17 protein-coding genes are annotated in these 13833 nt (G+C 64.8%); 13 read left to right on the plus strand and 4 right to left on the minus strand.

Annotated elements, in window-relative coordinates; translation table 11 throughout:
* Positions 1 to 66 precede the first annotated feature (66 nt).
* From L2A60_RS00795 to L2A60_RS20725, 3 genes are read right to left on the minus strand one after another with little or no spacing between them, the layout of a single operon-like run.
* A complete protein-coding gene (locus L2A60_RS00795; protein WP_235702459.1) occupies positions 67 to 657 on the minus strand; it encodes a nitrile hydratase subunit alpha in 591 nt (196 codons plus the stop codon).
* The gene (locus L2A60_RS20720; protein WP_329603543.1) at positions 654 to 932 is read right to left on the minus strand and encodes an SH3-like domain-containing protein; all 279 of its coding nucleotides are present in this window, start codon (positions 930 to 932) and stop codon (positions 654 to 656) included. Before L2A60_RS20720 ends, L2A60_RS00795 begins: the two co-directional genes overlap by 4 nt.
* On the minus strand, positions 929 to 1237 hold the full coding sequence (locus L2A60_RS20725; protein WP_329603544.1) for a nitrile hydratase: 309 nt from the start codon (positions 1235 to 1237) through the stop codon (positions 929 to 931). The genes L2A60_RS20720 and L2A60_RS20725 overlap by 4 nt, the downstream gene beginning before the upstream one ends.
* Positions 1238 to 1369: 132 nt before the next feature.
* Between L2A60_RS20725 and L2A60_RS00805 the strand changes: the two genes are divergently transcribed.
* Genes L2A60_RS00805 through L2A60_RS00820 form a run of 4 tightly spaced genes read left to right on the plus strand, consistent with a single transcriptional unit; the run spans position 1370 to position 6114 of the window.
* Positions 1370 to 2095: a TetR/AcrR family transcriptional regulator gene (locus tag L2A60_RS00805; protein ID WP_235702460.1), complete on the plus strand. Its 726-nt coding sequence runs from the start codon at positions 1370 to 1372 to the stop codon at positions 2093 to 2095.
* Between the two features lie 39 nt (positions 2096 to 2134).
* The gene (locus L2A60_RS00810) at positions 2135 to 3103 is read left to right on the plus strand and encodes a transporter (protein ID WP_235702461.1); all 969 of its coding nucleotides are present in this window, start codon (positions 2135 to 2137) and stop codon (positions 3101 to 3103) included.
* A gap of 14 nt (positions 3104 to 3117) precedes the next feature.
* Positions 3118 to 4578: an amidase gene (locus tag L2A60_RS00815; RefSeq protein ID WP_235702462.1), complete on the plus strand. Its 1461-nt coding sequence runs from the start codon at positions 3118 to 3120 to the stop codon at positions 4576 to 4578.
* Between the two features lie 33 nt (positions 4579 to 4611).
* Positions 4612 to 6114 carry an MFS transporter gene (locus L2A60_RS00820; RefSeq protein WP_235702463.1) on the plus strand — a complete coding sequence of 501 codons (1503 nt, stop codon included), beginning with the start codon at positions 4612 to 4614 and terminating at the stop codon, positions 6112 to 6114.
* A gap of 15 nt (positions 6115 to 6129) precedes the next feature.
* Here L2A60_RS00820 and L2A60_RS00825 read toward each other — a convergent pair whose 3' ends face one another.
* Positions 6130 to 6984 (minus strand): DUF2189 domain-containing protein, encoded by an 855-nt coding sequence (locus L2A60_RS00825; RefSeq protein ID WP_235702464.1) that lies wholly within the window; start codon positions 6982 to 6984, stop codon positions 6130 to 6132.
* 220 nt (positions 6985 to 7204) lie between these two features.
* Here L2A60_RS00825 and soxC point away from each other — a divergent pair, with 220 nt between their 5' ends.
* The 9 genes from soxC (at position 7205) to L2A60_RS00870 (ending at position 13828) form a co-directional block, all read left to right on the plus strand.
* Positions 7205 to 8458: a sulfite dehydrogenase gene (gene soxC / locus L2A60_RS00830; protein ID WP_235702465.1), complete on the plus strand. Its 1254-nt coding sequence runs from the start codon at positions 7205 to 7207 to the stop codon at positions 8456 to 8458.
* A complete protein-coding gene (locus L2A60_RS00835) occupies positions 8442 to 9197 on the plus strand; it encodes a c-type cytochrome (protein ID WP_235702466.1) in 756 nt (251 codons plus the stop codon). The genes soxC and L2A60_RS00835 overlap by 17 nt, the downstream gene beginning before the upstream one ends.
* Positions 9198 to 9207: 10 nt before the next feature.
* Positions 9208 to 9546 carry a sulfur oxidation c-type cytochrome SoxX gene (soxX, locus tag L2A60_RS00840; protein ID WP_235702467.1) on the plus strand — a complete coding sequence of 113 codons (339 nt, stop codon included), beginning with the start codon at positions 9208 to 9210 and terminating at the stop codon, positions 9544 to 9546.
* 10 nt (positions 9547 to 9556) lie between these two features.
* Positions 9557 to 10057, plus strand: a complete 501-nt coding sequence (gene soxY, locus L2A60_RS00845; protein ID WP_235702468.1) for a thiosulfate oxidation carrier protein SoxY — start codon at positions 9557 to 9559, stop codon at positions 10055 to 10057.
* A 12-nt stretch (positions 10058 to 10069) separates the two neighbouring features.
* Positions 10070 to 10381, plus strand: a complete 312-nt coding sequence (gene soxZ, locus L2A60_RS00850; protein WP_235702469.1) for a thiosulfate oxidation carrier complex protein SoxZ — start codon at positions 10070 to 10072, stop codon at positions 10379 to 10381.
* A gap of 37 nt (positions 10382 to 10418) precedes the next feature.
* Positions 10419 to 11255 (plus strand): sulfur oxidation c-type cytochrome SoxA, encoded by an 837-nt coding sequence (gene soxA / locus L2A60_RS00855; protein WP_235702470.1) that lies wholly within the window; start codon positions 10419 to 10421, stop codon positions 11253 to 11255.
* Positions 11252 to 11557 (plus strand): hypothetical protein, encoded by a 306-nt coding sequence (locus L2A60_RS00860; RefSeq protein ID WP_235702471.1) that lies wholly within the window; start codon positions 11252 to 11254, stop codon positions 11555 to 11557. The genes soxA and L2A60_RS00860 overlap by 4 nt, the downstream gene beginning before the upstream one ends.
* Before the next feature lie 100 nt (positions 11558 to 11657).
* Positions 11658 to 13391 carry a thiosulfohydrolase SoxB gene (gene soxB, locus L2A60_RS00865; RefSeq protein ID WP_235702472.1) on the plus strand — a complete coding sequence of 578 codons (1734 nt, stop codon included), beginning with the start codon at positions 11658 to 11660 and terminating at the stop codon, positions 13389 to 13391.
* Positions 13391 to 13828 (plus strand): DsrE family protein, encoded by a 438-nt coding sequence (locus tag L2A60_RS00870; protein WP_235702473.1) that lies wholly within the window; start codon positions 13391 to 13393, stop codon positions 13826 to 13828. Before soxB ends, L2A60_RS00870 begins: the two co-directional genes overlap by 1 nt.
* The last annotated feature ends 5 nt before the right edge of the window (positions 13829 to 13833 follow it).

The following is a 13833-nucleotide window of genomic DNA, read 5'->3' on the forward strand; positions in this document are numbered from 1 at the left end:
CCTCCGCCCGATGCTATCCTGAACAGATAATCCCGCGCGACCCTGCTTCAATACCGAATTACCGCGCTATGTCGCGATCGCGGGAATCGTCACGCCGATCATGTCGCCGTCGCGAACGATCGCGGCGAGGCGCGCCTCGTCCCAGCCCTCGGTGCCGGCGGGGCGCAGCGGCAGCACCATCCAGCGGTAATCGGCGGTGCTGTCCACCACCCGGAGTTTGACGGTGTCCGGCAAAACCGTGCCCCATTCGGCCAGCAGCCCGCGCGGATCGCGCACCGCCCGCGCCCGGTAGGCGGCAGATTTGTACCAGAACGGCGGATAGCCGAGCACCGCGCGCGGGTAGCAACTGCACAGCGTGCAGACCACGAGGTGATGCAGACCGGGCGTATCTTCCAGCACGCCGAGCGGCGGCAGGCCGCGCATCGGGATATCCAGCGCCTCGGCGGCGCGCGCGCCGTCGGCCAGCATCAGCGCGCGATAGGTCGGGTCCGCCCAGGCGCGGGCGACCATGCGCGCCCCTTGCGCCGGGCCGCCGGCATCGGTCACCCGGATGCGCTCGGTGATTTCCGCGCCGGTCGCGATGGCCTTGTCGGCGAGCACGGCGCGCAGTGCCGCCAGCAGGCGGTCGGAATCGGTTTCGGTCAGGTTCATGCTCATGCCGACTCCAGCCAGTGCTGAAAAATCTCGATCATCAGCTCGTCTCCGGTCGCATCCGGCCAGACCGCCCGTGCATCGAACCGGACGTGATAGAGCGGCACGGTCGCCGCCGGACGGGCGAAGGCGAGATCTTCGGGATTGGCGAAATCGCCGAGATGGCGCACGATTTTGCCCTCGACCCCGCGCACGTAATGCGGCGTGCGGATATGGCAGCGGCCGCGCCGCTCCGGCCAGTCGTCGCGCACCCGCACCGCCGAGCCCGGCGCGAAGATCATTGCTGCTCCAGGGCGCGGCGCAGCTCCGCCTCGGTGATCGCGTCCTTTTCCAGCAGGATCGCGACGATCGCGCGCAGCCAGCGCTGGTAATAGGACAGGCGATGATAGTCGGTTTCCGGCAGCGCCTCGATGCCGCGCCGCAGCTCGTCGACCGACATGATCCGCTTCTGCCCGAGCACCTGCCGGATCGCATCGACCGTGCGGTCGAACTCGGTCAGCGCATGGGGTTCCTTGTCGACCGGCGCGCAGATGAACGGCGAGACGCCGCCAAGATCGTGCATGGCGCGTGAAGGGGATGGTTCCATGGGGCGGGATATTAACGGCGGGCGACGCGAATTTCCATCCCCGCCACTTGACTCGCCGACAAAACGTTAATTAGATTGAATTAATACAGTCGAATTAATTGCCGGGCAAGCGGCGGGGCGGGCGGAGCGGGCGTGAAGGCGATATCGGACCAGGCCGGCACGACAGGCGGAAATGCGAGCGAGCATGCGGAGGAAACCCGCGCCTTGCTTCTCGATGCGGCTGAGCGCCTGTTCGTCGAACGCGGGATCGATGCGGTCAGCCTGCGCGAAATCGTCCGGGCCGCCGGGCAGCGCAACGCCTCGGCGCTGCATTATCATTTCGGCTCGCGGGACGGCGTGCTGGAAGCCTTGATCGACCTTCGAATGCCCGCGGTGAACGCGCGCCGGCTCGCCCTCATGGCGCCGGTCATGGCGGGCAGGCGAAAACCCGCGCCGCGCCGCCTGGCGGAAGCCCTGATCCTGCCGCTCGCCGAAATCGCGGAACCCGGCAACGAGCACGGCAACTGGGTGCGGCTGGCCGCGCAGATCTATGCCAATGACAGCATCGGCTTCGCGGCTATTTTCCGGCGCAAGAACTACGACGAAGGCTTGCGCCAGGTGGGTCTGGCGCTGCGCCGCGCCCATCCCGGCGCCCCGCCGCTGCTGCTCGACCAGCGCAACATGCTCGCCGTCCGCCAGGCGGTTCACGCGCTCGCCGACTGGCAGCGCGGCGTGCTGACCCGGCAGAGCGGTGTCGCGATCATCTCCTTGCCTCTGTTCGTCGCCAATCTGCTCGACGTGACCGAGGCGATGCTGGCGGCGAAATTTTCCGCCGAAGCGCTGCGGCTGGCGCCGAAAGACGATCCTGAAATGCCTTAACGAACGATCGATCAAAACAAAACGGGAGACCAACGATCCATGCAGTTCAAAATAAAGAGCAAAAAATTTTCCGCCGTTTTTGCCAGCGCCGCTTTCAGCGCCGTGGCGACGGCGGGGGTTGCCCGCGCCGGCGGACCGCTGCCCTATGATGCGGCGACGCCGGTGCCGAACACCAGCGTGGTGATGGTCTACGACCAGTTCGCCAGCGCCAGTTCGGCCTATACCGTGAGCGGCACGAAAATCGGCAATACGCGCATCCAGACCGACGTGCCGGTGCTGCGCCTCGTCCATAGTTTCGGCAACATCGACAATATCGCGCTGTTCGGCGTGCAGGTGATCGCGCCTTACGTTGCCTTCCTCGGCACCCAGGAGGAAGGCGGAAGGATGCTCACGCACAGCAGCGGCTTCGCCGAGCCGCAGCTTTCCGCTTATGCCAAATTCTTCAACGATCCGAGCGAGGACCAGACGCTCACCCTGACCTATTTCGTGAGCCCGCCGAGCGGTTCGTATAACCCGGCCTATACGCTCAACGGCTCGACCAACAACTGGGTGAACAATTTCGAAATCGGCTTCGTGCATCGGATCGCCGGCGCGACGAACAAGCGGCGGCTCGATCTTCAGGTCTGGGGCGATGTCTATTTCTACGGCGCCAATACCGGCGCCAGGATCGCGACCAGGCGCGGCGCCGTCGCCGCGGCCACGCACACCGAGCCGGTCGAACAGATCATCGCCTATCTGCCCTACTATTTTCACCCGCAAACGGCCGGTTATGTCGGGCTGAGCTTCGAGCAGACGTTTGGCGGCAAGCAGTATCTCACCTCTCCCGCGCTCGGCGCGCTGCGCTACGATACCGGCACGCGCAACAACTTCACCCGGATCGGCCTGATCGCCGGCTCGTTCATCGCGCCGACCATGTTCATGCAAGGCGAGATCTCCACCGATGTCAGGGTGCGCGGCGGTGTGAAGAACGACGTGTTCGCCGAAGTCCAGATCGGCAAGATCTTCTGACGGAATTGTTCCGAATGCGGGGGATTTCGATGGAACTCGGTTTCCGGTCCGCTGGCTTCGTCGCGCGCCAGATAAAAAACGGCAGGCTGTCCTGCGTGGACGCGCTGGAGTATTTCATCCGGCGGGTGGAGGCGTTCGATGGCAGGCTGAACGCGGTCGTGGTCCGGGATTTCGAGCGCGCGCGCCGGCAGGCAAGGGCGCTCGACCGAAACCGGGCATCGCTCGATTGCCTGCCGCCGCTCTACGGCGTGCCGATGACGGTGAAGGAAAGCTTCGACGTGGCCGGCCTGCCGACGAGCTGGGGCGTCGAGGCGTTCCGCTCTAACGTCGCGGCGGACGACGCGGTCGCGGTGGCCCGGCTGAAGCGCGCGGGTGCGGTGATTTTCGGCAAGACCAACGTGCCTGTCATGCTGATGGATTGGCAAAGCCGCAACCCCGTCTATGGCGGAACCGCGAATCCCTGGGATATCGCGCGCACGCCGGGCGGCTCGTCCGGCGGGTCGGCGGCGGCGCTGGCCGCCGGGTTGACCGCGCTCGAGACCGGCAGCGATATCGGCGGGTCGATCCGCGATCCGGCGCATTATTGCTGCGTCTATGGTCACAAGCCGAGCTGGAATGTGATTCCGGCGCAGGGTCATGCCCTTGGGCCCGGCCACGCCGCGACGGATATCTCGGTGGTCGGGCCGATGGCCCGCTCGGCGGGCGATCTCGCCCGCGCGCTGGCGGCGATGGCCGGGCCGTTGCCCACCGAACCCGGCCTCCGCCTGGTTCTGCCGAAACCGCGCGCGACCGCGCTCAAGGGGTTGCGCGTCGCGATCATGGCCGAGCATCCGCGCTGCCCGGTCGCCGCCGAAATCCGGGCGGCGTTCGCCGGGCTGGCCCACCATCTGCGCCGGGAGGGCGCCCTGGTCGACGAGGCGGCGCGGCCGGACGCCGATCTGGATGCCGGCGACGATCTGTACCGGATGCTGCGCAACGCCGCGCTGTCGGGGCGCCTGCCGGATGCGGAGGCCGAACGGCTGCGGGCCAAGCTTGCGCGTCCGCACGACCCCGAGGAGATGCAGCCGGCGCGGGACATGCTGATGGACCATCGGAACTGGCTGCGCCGTCACGAGGAGCGATGCCGCCATCGCGCGGCCTGGCGCGGGTTTTTTCGGTCTTTCGATGTCATGCTGACGCCGGTGGGCGCCACGGCGGCGCCGCTGCACGACGATAGCGGCCCGTTATGGCGCCGGACGATCATGGTGGACGGCGAGCCGGTCAACGCCGCGCGGCAATTGTTCTGGGCCGGTCTCGCCTCGATGCCGCTGCTTCCCGCCACCGCGGCGCCGCTCGGCTTCACCGGGAGCGGGCTGCCGTTCGGCATGCAGATTATCGGCGCGCCTTACGACGACCGGACGACCATCGCGGTCGCCGGCCTGCTGGAAAAATCCTGGCTCGATTTCAGCAAGCCAGACGGATACGCCGACGGATAATACCCGCACGAAAAAATGAACAAGGAGGAATTCATGTCCATCTCGCTCTGGCGGCGCGACCTGCCGCACTACCCGGATGCCGGACCGCGACGCTTCTACCTGCTGCTGGTCGTCGCGATCACGATTTCGCTGTATTACTCGCTCTACGCGGCCAGCGGCGTGACCCCCCTGCTGCTGGCCGGATTGCATCTGCCGTTCCGCGATTTCGTGTTCATCCTTGCCGGCGGCAATCTGGTCGGCGCCTTCGCCTCGCTGCTGGCGGGGCTGAGCGATCGGTTCGGCCGGGCCAATCTGGTCGTCTACGGACTGCTTGTGGTCGGCGTGCTGGTCGCCTTCGTGATGCCGAGCGTCACCACCGGCGCGCAATGGGCGCTCGGCTTCGGCGCGATTTCCTTCGTCGAAGGCATCATCCTGGTCGCCACCCCCGCGCTGATCCGGGATTTTTCGCCGCAGGTCGGCCGCGCCACCGCAATGGGATTCTGGACCATCGGCCCGGTGCTCGGCAGCCTCACCGTCAGCCTGGTGACGACTCTGACCTTGCCCGTCACCCGCACCTGGCAAAGCGAATACCGCATCTGCGGCGCCGTCGGCCTCGCCATGTTCGCGATCGCGTTTCTGTTCCTGCGCGAACTGGCACCCGCCCTGCGCGACCAGTTGATGGTGAGCGAACGCGACCGCACCCTGGTCGAGATGCGCGCGAAGGGGCTGGATATCGAAGCCGGCCTGCGCAATCCGTGGCGGCAGATGCTCCATGCGGATGTCATCGCCTCGGCGTTCGGCGTGTCGGTCCTGCTGCTGTTCTATTATACCACGGTCGCGTTCGGGCTGATCTATCTGGTCACCGTGTTCCGGCTCTCGGTGGGTGAGGCCAACGAGGTGGCGAACTGGAACTGGGCGACCAATGCGGCCGCGCTGATCCTGGCCGGCGTGTTGTCCGACCGGCTCAGGGTCCGCAAGCCGTTCATGATCCTGGGCGGGCTTGGCGGGCTGGTGTTCATCGCACTTTATCTGCTGCAGGCCGGCGGCCATCCGTCCTTCGCACGGCTCGCTTTTCTGGTCTGCGCGCAATCCTTGTTCGTCGGCTTCGCCTATGTCACCTGGATGGCGTGCTTCACCGAGACGGTGGAGGCGCGCAACCCGGCGCTGACGGCGACCGGCCTCGCGATCTGGGGCTGGCTGCTGCGGCTGGTGGTGACGGCATGTTTCCTGGCACTCCCCTTCGTCGTGAAGGCGGTGAATCCGCTGATCGAAGCGCCCTATTACATCGCGGCCTACAGGCACGCGCTGGCGGCGCATCTAGCACCCGGCGCCGCGCTGCTCGCGCATCTCGCGGCGATCAAGGCGGCGGCCGAAGCGGCGCCCGGCCAGTGGCGGAGCTGGTTCTGGATTTGCGAGGCTGGCATCGTGGTGTTTCTCGGCACCGTGTTCCTGATGCGCGGCCGCTGGAGTCCAAAAGCCGCGCGGGCGGATGACGCGGCGCACCATGCGCAAGTGGCCCGCGAACTCGCGGCACTGCGCGATCAGCCGGCGGAATAGGCGGGCGATTGCGCCCTAGCCTATCACCCGCCGGTAGAGATGCCAGGTGGAATGGCCGAGGATCGGCAGGACCACCGCGATGCCGAGCAGGGCGGGCAGCGAGCCGATCGCGAGCCCGACGGCGACGATGCAGCCCCACAGAAAAAGGGTTTTCGGATTCTCGTAGAGCGCGCGGGCCGATATGCGCAGCGCCGTGGGCATGTCCACCTTCCGGTCGAGCAGCATCGGAAACGACATCGCGCCGATCGCCAGCGCGATCACGGCGAAGACGAAGCCGACCGCGATGCCGAGCACGATCATCTCCCAGCCCGGTAGCGTCGTGAGCGTCGCCCTGGCGAAGGCCGAGAACGAAACCGGCATCGCGGGGCCGAGGGTGCGCAGATAGATCAGATCCGCCGCCCCGAGCCAGAGCAGGAACAGGCAGATCTGCACGATGCCCATCGCCACGATCGAGCCGATCTGCGGCGAGTGGACCAGACGGATCGCGTCGATGACACGCGGGGATTCGCCCGCCTCGCGGCGGCGGCTGAGTTCGTAGAGCCAGATCGAGGCCAGCGGCCCGATCAGCGCGAACCCGGCGATCAGCGGAAAGATCAGCGGCAGCACGTGCCGGTTCGTCGCGACGGCGGCGAAGAACAGCCCGGCGATCGGGAAGACGATCGCCAGCGTCACCACGTCGGTGCGGTCGGCCTTGAAATCCTCGAGCCCGAGGGCGAGGGCGGCACGCAGATCGTTGGTGGTGATCCGCCGCACCTCGGGCTTCGTCGGGGCGGTTTGCGGCCAGTACTCCGCCTCGCTCGCGGAGCCGACTTCGCCGGCAGCGTCCGGCGGCGCCGAGAGAACCCACTCGATCGGATTGCGGATATGCATCGCCCGCCTCCTCTTGGTTGCCGGACAAAGATAGATCACAGTTAAGGCGCGCCTTCGCCCGATATCAAGATGGACCGGCGGCGGGACCGTCCGGTCGTTTCAGCATGGCCGGCTGGGGCGATCGTTGCGCGATACGACGAAAAGCATCCTTGACATATTCCATATGTCAAATATAGCATGTATCAACTGAATAACGACAATAATGTCGGGTCGGGGGAACATGGCCAAGCCGAATCGCCGGGATATCTTCAAGATGGGCGCCGCCGCCGGAGCGACGGCAATCGCCGCCTCGGCCCGCGCCGCGGCGCAACCGGCGGCAGCACCGCCCGCCGACGATTCCTGGTCGAACGCGCTCGGCCCCGGCGTCGATTCCCGGCCCTATGGCCGGCCGTCGCGCTTCGAGAAGGATGTCGTGCGGCGCTATGTGCCGTGGCTGTCGCCGACCCGCGACGCCGATGCCAGCTTCACTCCGCTGCAGGACCAGCCGGGCATCATCACCTCTAACGGGTTGTTTTTCGAGCGCTATCATGCGGGCCGCCCGACGATCGATCCCGACCGGTACCGGCTGATGATTTCCGGGCTGGTGCGCAAGCCACTGCTGCTCACGCTCGACCAGTTGATGCGGTTTCCCTCGGTCTCGCGCATCCATTTCATCGAATGTCCGGCCAACGGCGCGACCGAATGGCCGGCGGCCCAGCTCAATTCCCTGCAACTGACCCACGGCATGGTCGGTTGCGCGCTCTGGACCGGGGTGAAACTGTCCACCCTGCTCGACGAGGTCGGGTTGCTGCCGGAGGCGAAATGGCTGCTCGCCTCGGGTTCCGACGGCGCGCATATGGACCGTTCGCTGCCGCTGGAAAAATGCCTCGACGACTGCATCGTCGCCTATGGCCAGAACGGCGAGGCGATCCGGCCCGAACAAGGCTATCCGGTGCGGCTGGTGGTGCCGGGCTGGCAGGGCAACGTCAACATCAAATGGCTGCGTCAGCTCCAGCTCGGCAAAACCCCCTGGATCACCCGCGAGGAGACCAGCGAATATTCCGAATTGCTGCCCTCTGGTAAGGCGCTCGGGTTCACCTGGGTGATGGACGCGAAATCGGTCATCACCTTTCCGTGCCCGGAAAAGCCGCTGACGGGAGGGCCGGGATTCTACGAAATCCGTGGCCTGGCCTGGAGCGGTCGCGGCCGGATCAAGCAGGTCGATGTCTCGCTCGATGGCGGCGTGAACTATCGGCGAGCAAAACTCGACGAACCGGTCCTGTCCAAATGCCTCACCCGCTTCACCCTGCCCTGGCGGTGGGACGGCAAACCGGCGCTGATCCAGTCCCGCGTCACCGACGAGACCGGCTACGTCCAGCCGACCATCGCGCAGAAGCACAAATTCTGGGGCAACGACCCGGTCTACGAGAACAATTCGATCCAGACCTGGCAGATCCTGGCCAGCGGGGCGGTGAACAATGTCCAGATCTCGTAGCATTGCCGCCGCAGCCGTCGTGCTGGGCGCATTGCTCGGGGCGCGCGCGGCCATGGCCGGAACCCCGGTCGCGAGCACCCAGGCGCAGGATCGCGCGGTCTGGAACGCCGAAGGCGGCGCGGGCCACTACAAACCGGCCAAACCTGTGGGGTATTACGCAATCGGCACTACGCCGACGCCGGCCGAGATCGCCGGCTGGACCATCGCGATCCCGCCGAGCGGCGCCGGATTGCCGGCAGGGCAGGGCACGGCCGCTCAGGGCGAGACGATCTACGCGAGCAATTGCGCGATGTGCCACGGCACGTTCGGTCAGGGCAAGAACGGCTATCCTCAGCTTGTCGGCGGCGTCGGGTCGCTCGCATCGTCGGCGCCGGCGAAAACCGTCGGCAGCTACTGGCCCTACGCCACGACCGTCTGGGACTATATCAACCGGGCGATGCCGTTCTACGCGCCGCACACGCTGAAACCCGATCAGGTCTATGCGCTGACCGCCTATCTCCTGAACATGAACGGCATCGTGCATTCCGGCTTCGTCGCCGATGCGACAACCCTCCCGGCGGTGAAAATGCCGAACCGCGACGGATTTATCTGGAAGGACCCGCGGCCGGTGACGCATAATGCCGCCTGCATGACGCAATGTGCCAACCCGGTTACGATCAAAATCACCTCCAACGCGGCGTCGATGAACCTGACGCCGCGCCTGACCGGGCCGGTCGATCACATGAAACCCGGCAAATGAGGATGGTGCCATGAAGAGTCTCGCGATCGCGCTGGTTCTGGGCTTTCTGCCGGTCGCGGCGCTGGCGGCGACGAAAGCGGATATCGAAGCCGGCCGGAAAATCGCGACGACGACGAGTCTCGGCAATTGCGATGCGTGCCACATGTTCGCCGGCGCCGATGAAGCGGGAAATATCGGCCCGGAGCTGAAAGACGTGAAAACCATGATCCCGGACCGCAAGATTTTCTACGCGATCATCTATGACGAACCGGCGCGCAATCCACGGACCCTCATGCCGCCATTCGGCAGGAACGCGATTCTGACGCCGAAGCAGATCAACGACGTCATCGACTTCATGTACACGAAATAAGCGAGGATTCATGAAACACGCCGACCAGAGCAAGCCTCGTTCGCCGCGCCGCCGCGAGGTGCTTGCCGGCGCCGCGGCGGGCACCGCCGCGATGCTGATCCCTCCCGTCGCATCGGCGGCGAGCGATGCCGGAGCCGCGCAAGCCTCGATCTATCCCGCCAGGGCCTTCGCGCAGACCAGCGAAGCGGCGGCGCTGCAGGCGATGTTCGGCAAGACGCCGGCGCATTCGTCCGAGGTCAGGATGAGCGCGCCCGATATCGCCGAGAACGGCGCGGTGGTGCCGGTCGCGGTCGATGCCAATCTGCCGGATGTCACCACGATCGCGATCATGGCGATCGACAATCCCTTCACCATGGCCGCCGCCTATAAAATTCCCGCCGGAACCAGCACAGCGATTTCGAGCCGGATCAAGCTCGCCAAGACGACCAAGGTGGTCACCGTCGTCGAATCGGCTGGAAAACTCTACAGCACATCGAAGCAGGTCAAAGTCACCCTCGGCGGCTGCGGTTAGGAAAACGGAGCGATGGCACATCAAATCCTGGTTCACGCGATGGCGGCGGGCGGCAGCACCACGGTCGAGGCGCTGGTCAAGCACCCGATGGATTCGGGTTTCGTGAAGGACAAGGCAGGCAAGCTGATTCCGCCGCATTATATCGAGGTGATCGAGTTCACCCATAACGGCAAAGTGGTTCTCACTGGCTTCTGGGGGCCTGCGGTCTCGAAAAACCCGTTCATCAAATTCGCGTTCAAGGGCGGCAAATCCGGCGACAGCATCGGCGTGTCCTGGGTCGACAACAAGGGCGAGACGGCAAGCACGACGGCGAAGATCATGTAACGACAAGGCGACGCGTCGAACAAGGGAGGACCGACACATGAAATTCGCGTATCTGGCCTTGGCGCTCTTGGTCATGACGCCGGGAGCATTGGCGTCGAACAAGCCCGATCCGGCTTCCGACCTGAAGGCGTTTCAAGGCTATTTCCTCAAGCGCTTTCCGAAAATTCCGCTCGCCGCCTATGTGAACGGTCCTTATGATTTCAGTAAATCCGAGCGCGCGCAGTGGAAACAGATCATGGAGTTTCCGCCGTATCAGTTCGCGCTCGATCACGGCAGGAAACTGTTCGAGGCCAAATTCCCGAACGGCAAAAGCTACGCCGCGTGCTTTCCGCATGGCGGCATCGGGATCGCCCAGAACTATCCGATGTTCGATCCGAAAACCGGGCGCGTAGTCACGCTCGGCATCGCGGTCAATCGCTGCCGGGTCGCGAACGGGCTGGGCAAGCTGAAACTGACCACCGGACCGATGGCCGATATTCTCGCCTACATGACCGATACCTCGCGCGGCAAGACAATCGACGTGACGGTGCCGGATAACCCGAAAGCGCTCGCGGCCTATCAGGCCGGCAAGCAATATTTCTATTCGCGGCGCGGGCAGTTGAATTTTTCCTGCGCGAGCTGCCATGTTCAGGCGGCGGGGATGCATCTGCGCGGCAATGTGCTCGCACCCGCGCTCGGCATCACCGCATCGTTCCCGCTCTACCGCTCGAAATGGGGCAATATGGGCACGCTGGTGCGCCGCTTCATCGGCTGCAACAAGAAGGTGAGGTCGGTGCCCGACAAGCCGGACAGCGCCGCCTATCGCGATCTCGCCTATTTCCTCACCTCTATGAGCGACGGCTTGCCAATCGCGGGTCCGGGAGCGCGGCCATGAAACCCATCGTCGCGATCCTGATCGCGTTAGCACTTCCGGCCGCCGCATCGGCCGCCGGTGCGACCAAGGCGAGCGCCGCTCGTGAAATCGCCCTGGCAAAACCGAAACTGCGTGTGGCGGCTTCGATGAACGACCAATGGACGCCGACGGTCGCCGCATTGAAACAGGCCGAGACAGCGGAGCGGAAGGGCGATTTCGCGACCGCGCAAGCCAAGGCGATGCGGGCGCGAAAACTCGCCGAATTGTCGATTGCCCAAGCGATGCAACAAAAGAAACTCTGGGTGAACGAGGTTCCGCGCTGATGTGCCGCCGGATTCGCGATCGTCATTGCGAGAAGCGAAGCGCCGAAGCAATCCAATGCTTGGCTGGATTGGATTGCTTTCAGAAAGACTTGATATAAGCATGAAAACCTCCAGGCGCGGCGTGATGATCGCGGCGGGAAGCACCGCCCTGCTGCCGCGCATCGGCATCTCCGCCAGCGACCCCTACGACGTGCCGATGCGGGGCGATGTGCGGATCATTCACCAGACTGATACGCACGCCAACGCGCTGCCGGCGCAGTTCCGCGAGCCGTCGCAGAATATCGGTGTCGGCAGTGCGGAGGGCCAGCCGCCGCATCTGGTCGGCCACGCTTTCCTGAACCACTACCACATGAAACCGGGAACCCGCCCCGCTCACGCCTTCACCTTTCTCGATTTCGAAAATCTTGCGCATCGTTTCGGCCCGCTCGGCGGCTTCGCTCATCTGAAAACCGTGATCGACACGCTGCGCGCCGGCACCGGACCGGGCAGATCCCTCCTGCTCGATGGCGGCGATCTGTGTCAGGGCTCGGGTGTCGCCAATCTCACCGGCGGCCTCGACATGGTGGCGCTCGCCAACCTGCTCGGCATCGACGCGATGACCGGGCATTGGGAGTTCACCTACGGGCAGGAAGGGATTCGAAAGATCATCGCCGCCTTCAAGGGAAACTTCATCGCGCAGAACGTGTTTCTCTCCGCCGAGGCGGGAATGATGGGCAAGCCCGCCTTCGACCAGACCACCGGATCGGTGTTCGAACCCTTCATCATCCGCGCGTTGGGCGGTTATCGCCTTGGCATTATCGGCCAGGCGTTTCCCTATGTGCCGATCGCCCATCCGCGCCGCTTCACCCCGGACTGGCGCTTCGGCATCCGCGCCGCAAACATGCAGAAACTCGCCGACGCGCTGCGCCGGAAACACAAGGTCGATGCCGTGCTCCTGCTGTCGCATAACGGCATGGAAGTCGATCTCAAGCTCGCGTCCGAGGTTAGCGGGATCGACATCATTCTGGGCGGCCACACCCATGACGCGGTGCCGGTCCCGGTTCTGGTCAGGAATGCCGGCGGCAAGACGATCGTGACCAATGCCGGCACGGCGGGCAAATTCGTCGCCGTGCTCGATCTCGACCTCGCCAGGGGCAAGCTCAAGGATCTGCATTACCGGCTGATGCCGATCTATACTGACATGATCAAACCGGACCCTGCCGTATCGAAGGCGATCGACACCTGGTCCGCGCCGCACCGGGCCATGCTCGGCGAAAAGCTCGCCGAGGTGGACGATCTTCTGTACCGGCGCAATAATTTCTACGGCTCGGTCGACCAGGTCATCATGGATGCGATGCGCGAGGAGATGGACGCCGAAATCGCCTTTTCGCCCGGTTTTCGCTGGGGCAATTCCTATCTGTCCGGCACCGATTTCACCATGGGCGATCTGCTGAGCGAAACCGCGATCACCTACCCGATGGCCTATACCCAGATGATGACGGGCGCTTCGATCAAGGCGATGATGGAGGATGTCTGCGACAATCTGTTCAATCGCAACCCCTATTATCAGCAGGGCGGCGACATGATCCGCGTCGGCGGCATGAACTATGCCTGCGCGCCGCGCCGGTCGATCGGCCATCGCATCTCGGACATGGCGCTCGACAACGGCAAGCCGATCGAACCGAACAAGAGCTACAAGATCGCGAGCTGGGCCTCGGTGACCCTGCCGCAGACCGGCAAGCCGATCTGGGACATCGTCGCCGCCAATCTGAAGCGCAAGAAAACCATCCGCATCGGCAAACCCAATCAGGTGAAACTGATTGGCGTCGCGGGCAATCCGGGTTACGCTGCCTGATGCAGAGGCGGGCGACACTGTTCGGGCTGCTGGCGGCCGGGCTCGCGGCCGGATCGAAATCCGCGCGGGCCGGCCAGAATCCGTTCGCGACCCACAAGCTCGTGCTGCAACTCTCCGACGCCTCGGCCGAAAAACAGCAACTGATCATCAGCGTCGCCAATTCGGTTCTCAAGGACTATCCGAATACCGCGTCGATCGTCGTCGTCGCCTTCGGCCCTGGCGTCGCCTTGCTCTATGCCAACGGCCCCGAACGCGTCGCGGTCGATAGCCTGGTCGCTCAGGGCGTCGAGTTCGATGTCTGCATGAACACGATCGACACGATCAAGCGCAAAACCGGCCATGCGCCCAAGCTCAACCCGCGCGCCCGCCCGGTGCCCTACGGCGTGCCACGCATCATGCAGCTCGTCGCGAAAGGCTACGTCCTGGTCAGGCCGTGAGCACG

This window comes from Acidiphilium iwatense (assembly GCF_021556475.1).
In the GTDB taxonomy this organism is placed as follows: Bacteria; Pseudomonadota; Alphaproteobacteria; order Acetobacterales; family Acetobacteraceae; genus Acidiphilium; species Acidiphilium iwatense.

What these genes read in the sequence shown, in the direction of transcription:
- L2A60_RS00795 (WP_235702459.1), bottom strand. Translation starts at nt 657, where the DNA reads ATGAGCATGAACCTGACCGAAACCGATTCCGACCGCCTGCTGGCGGCA.
- L2A60_RS20720 (WP_329603543.1), bottom strand. Translation starts at nt 932, where the DNA reads ATGATCTTCGCGCCGGGCTCGGCGGTGCGGGTGCGCGACGACTGGCCG.
- L2A60_RS20725 (WP_329603544.1), bottom strand. Translation starts at nt 1,237, where the DNA reads ATGGAACCATCCCCTTCACGCGCCATGCACGATCTTGGCGGCGTCTCG.
- L2A60_RS00810 (WP_235702461.1), top strand. Translation starts at nt 2,135, where the DNA reads ATGCAGTTCAAAATAAAGAGCAAAAAATTTTCCGCCGTTTTTGCCAGC.
- L2A60_RS00815 (WP_235702462.1), top strand. Translation starts at nt 3,118, where the DNA reads ATGCGGGGGATTTCGATGGAACTCGGTTTCCGGTCCGCTGGCTTCGTC.
- L2A60_RS00820 (WP_235702463.1), top strand. Translation starts at nt 4,612, where the DNA reads ATGTCCATCTCGCTCTGGCGGCGCGACCTGCCGCACTACCCGGATGCC.
- L2A60_RS00825 (WP_235702464.1), bottom strand. Translation starts at nt 6,984, where the DNA reads ATGCATATCCGCAATCCGATCGAGTGGGTTCTCTCGGCGCCGCCGGAC.
- soxC (WP_235702465.1), top strand. Translation starts at nt 7,205, where the DNA reads ATGGCCAAGCCGAATCGCCGGGATATCTTCAAGATGGGCGCCGCCGCC.
- L2A60_RS00835 (WP_235702466.1), top strand. Translation starts at nt 8,442, where the DNA reads ATGTCCAGATCTCGTAGCATTGCCGCCGCAGCCGTCGTGCTGGGCGCA.
- soxX (WP_235702467.1), top strand. Translation starts at nt 9,208, where the DNA reads ATGAAGAGTCTCGCGATCGCGCTGGTTCTGGGCTTTCTGCCGGTCGCG.
- soxY (WP_235702468.1), top strand. Translation starts at nt 9,557, where the DNA reads ATGAAACACGCCGACCAGAGCAAGCCTCGTTCGCCGCGCCGCCGCGAG.
- soxZ (WP_235702469.1), top strand. Translation starts at nt 10,070, where the DNA reads ATGGCACATCAAATCCTGGTTCACGCGATGGCGGCGGGCGGCAGCACC.
- soxA (WP_235702470.1), top strand. Translation starts at nt 10,419, where the DNA reads ATGAAATTCGCGTATCTGGCCTTGGCGCTCTTGGTCATGACGCCGGGA.
- L2A60_RS00860 (WP_235702471.1), top strand. Translation starts at nt 11,252, where the DNA reads ATGAAACCCATCGTCGCGATCCTGATCGCGTTAGCACTTCCGGCCGCC.
- soxB (WP_235702472.1), top strand. Translation starts at nt 11,658, where the DNA reads ATGAAAACCTCCAGGCGCGGCGTGATGATCGCGGCGGGAAGCACCGCC.
- L2A60_RS00870 (WP_235702473.1), top strand. Translation starts at nt 13,391, where the DNA reads ATGCAGAGGCGGGCGACACTGTTCGGGCTGCTGGCGGCCGGGCTCGCG.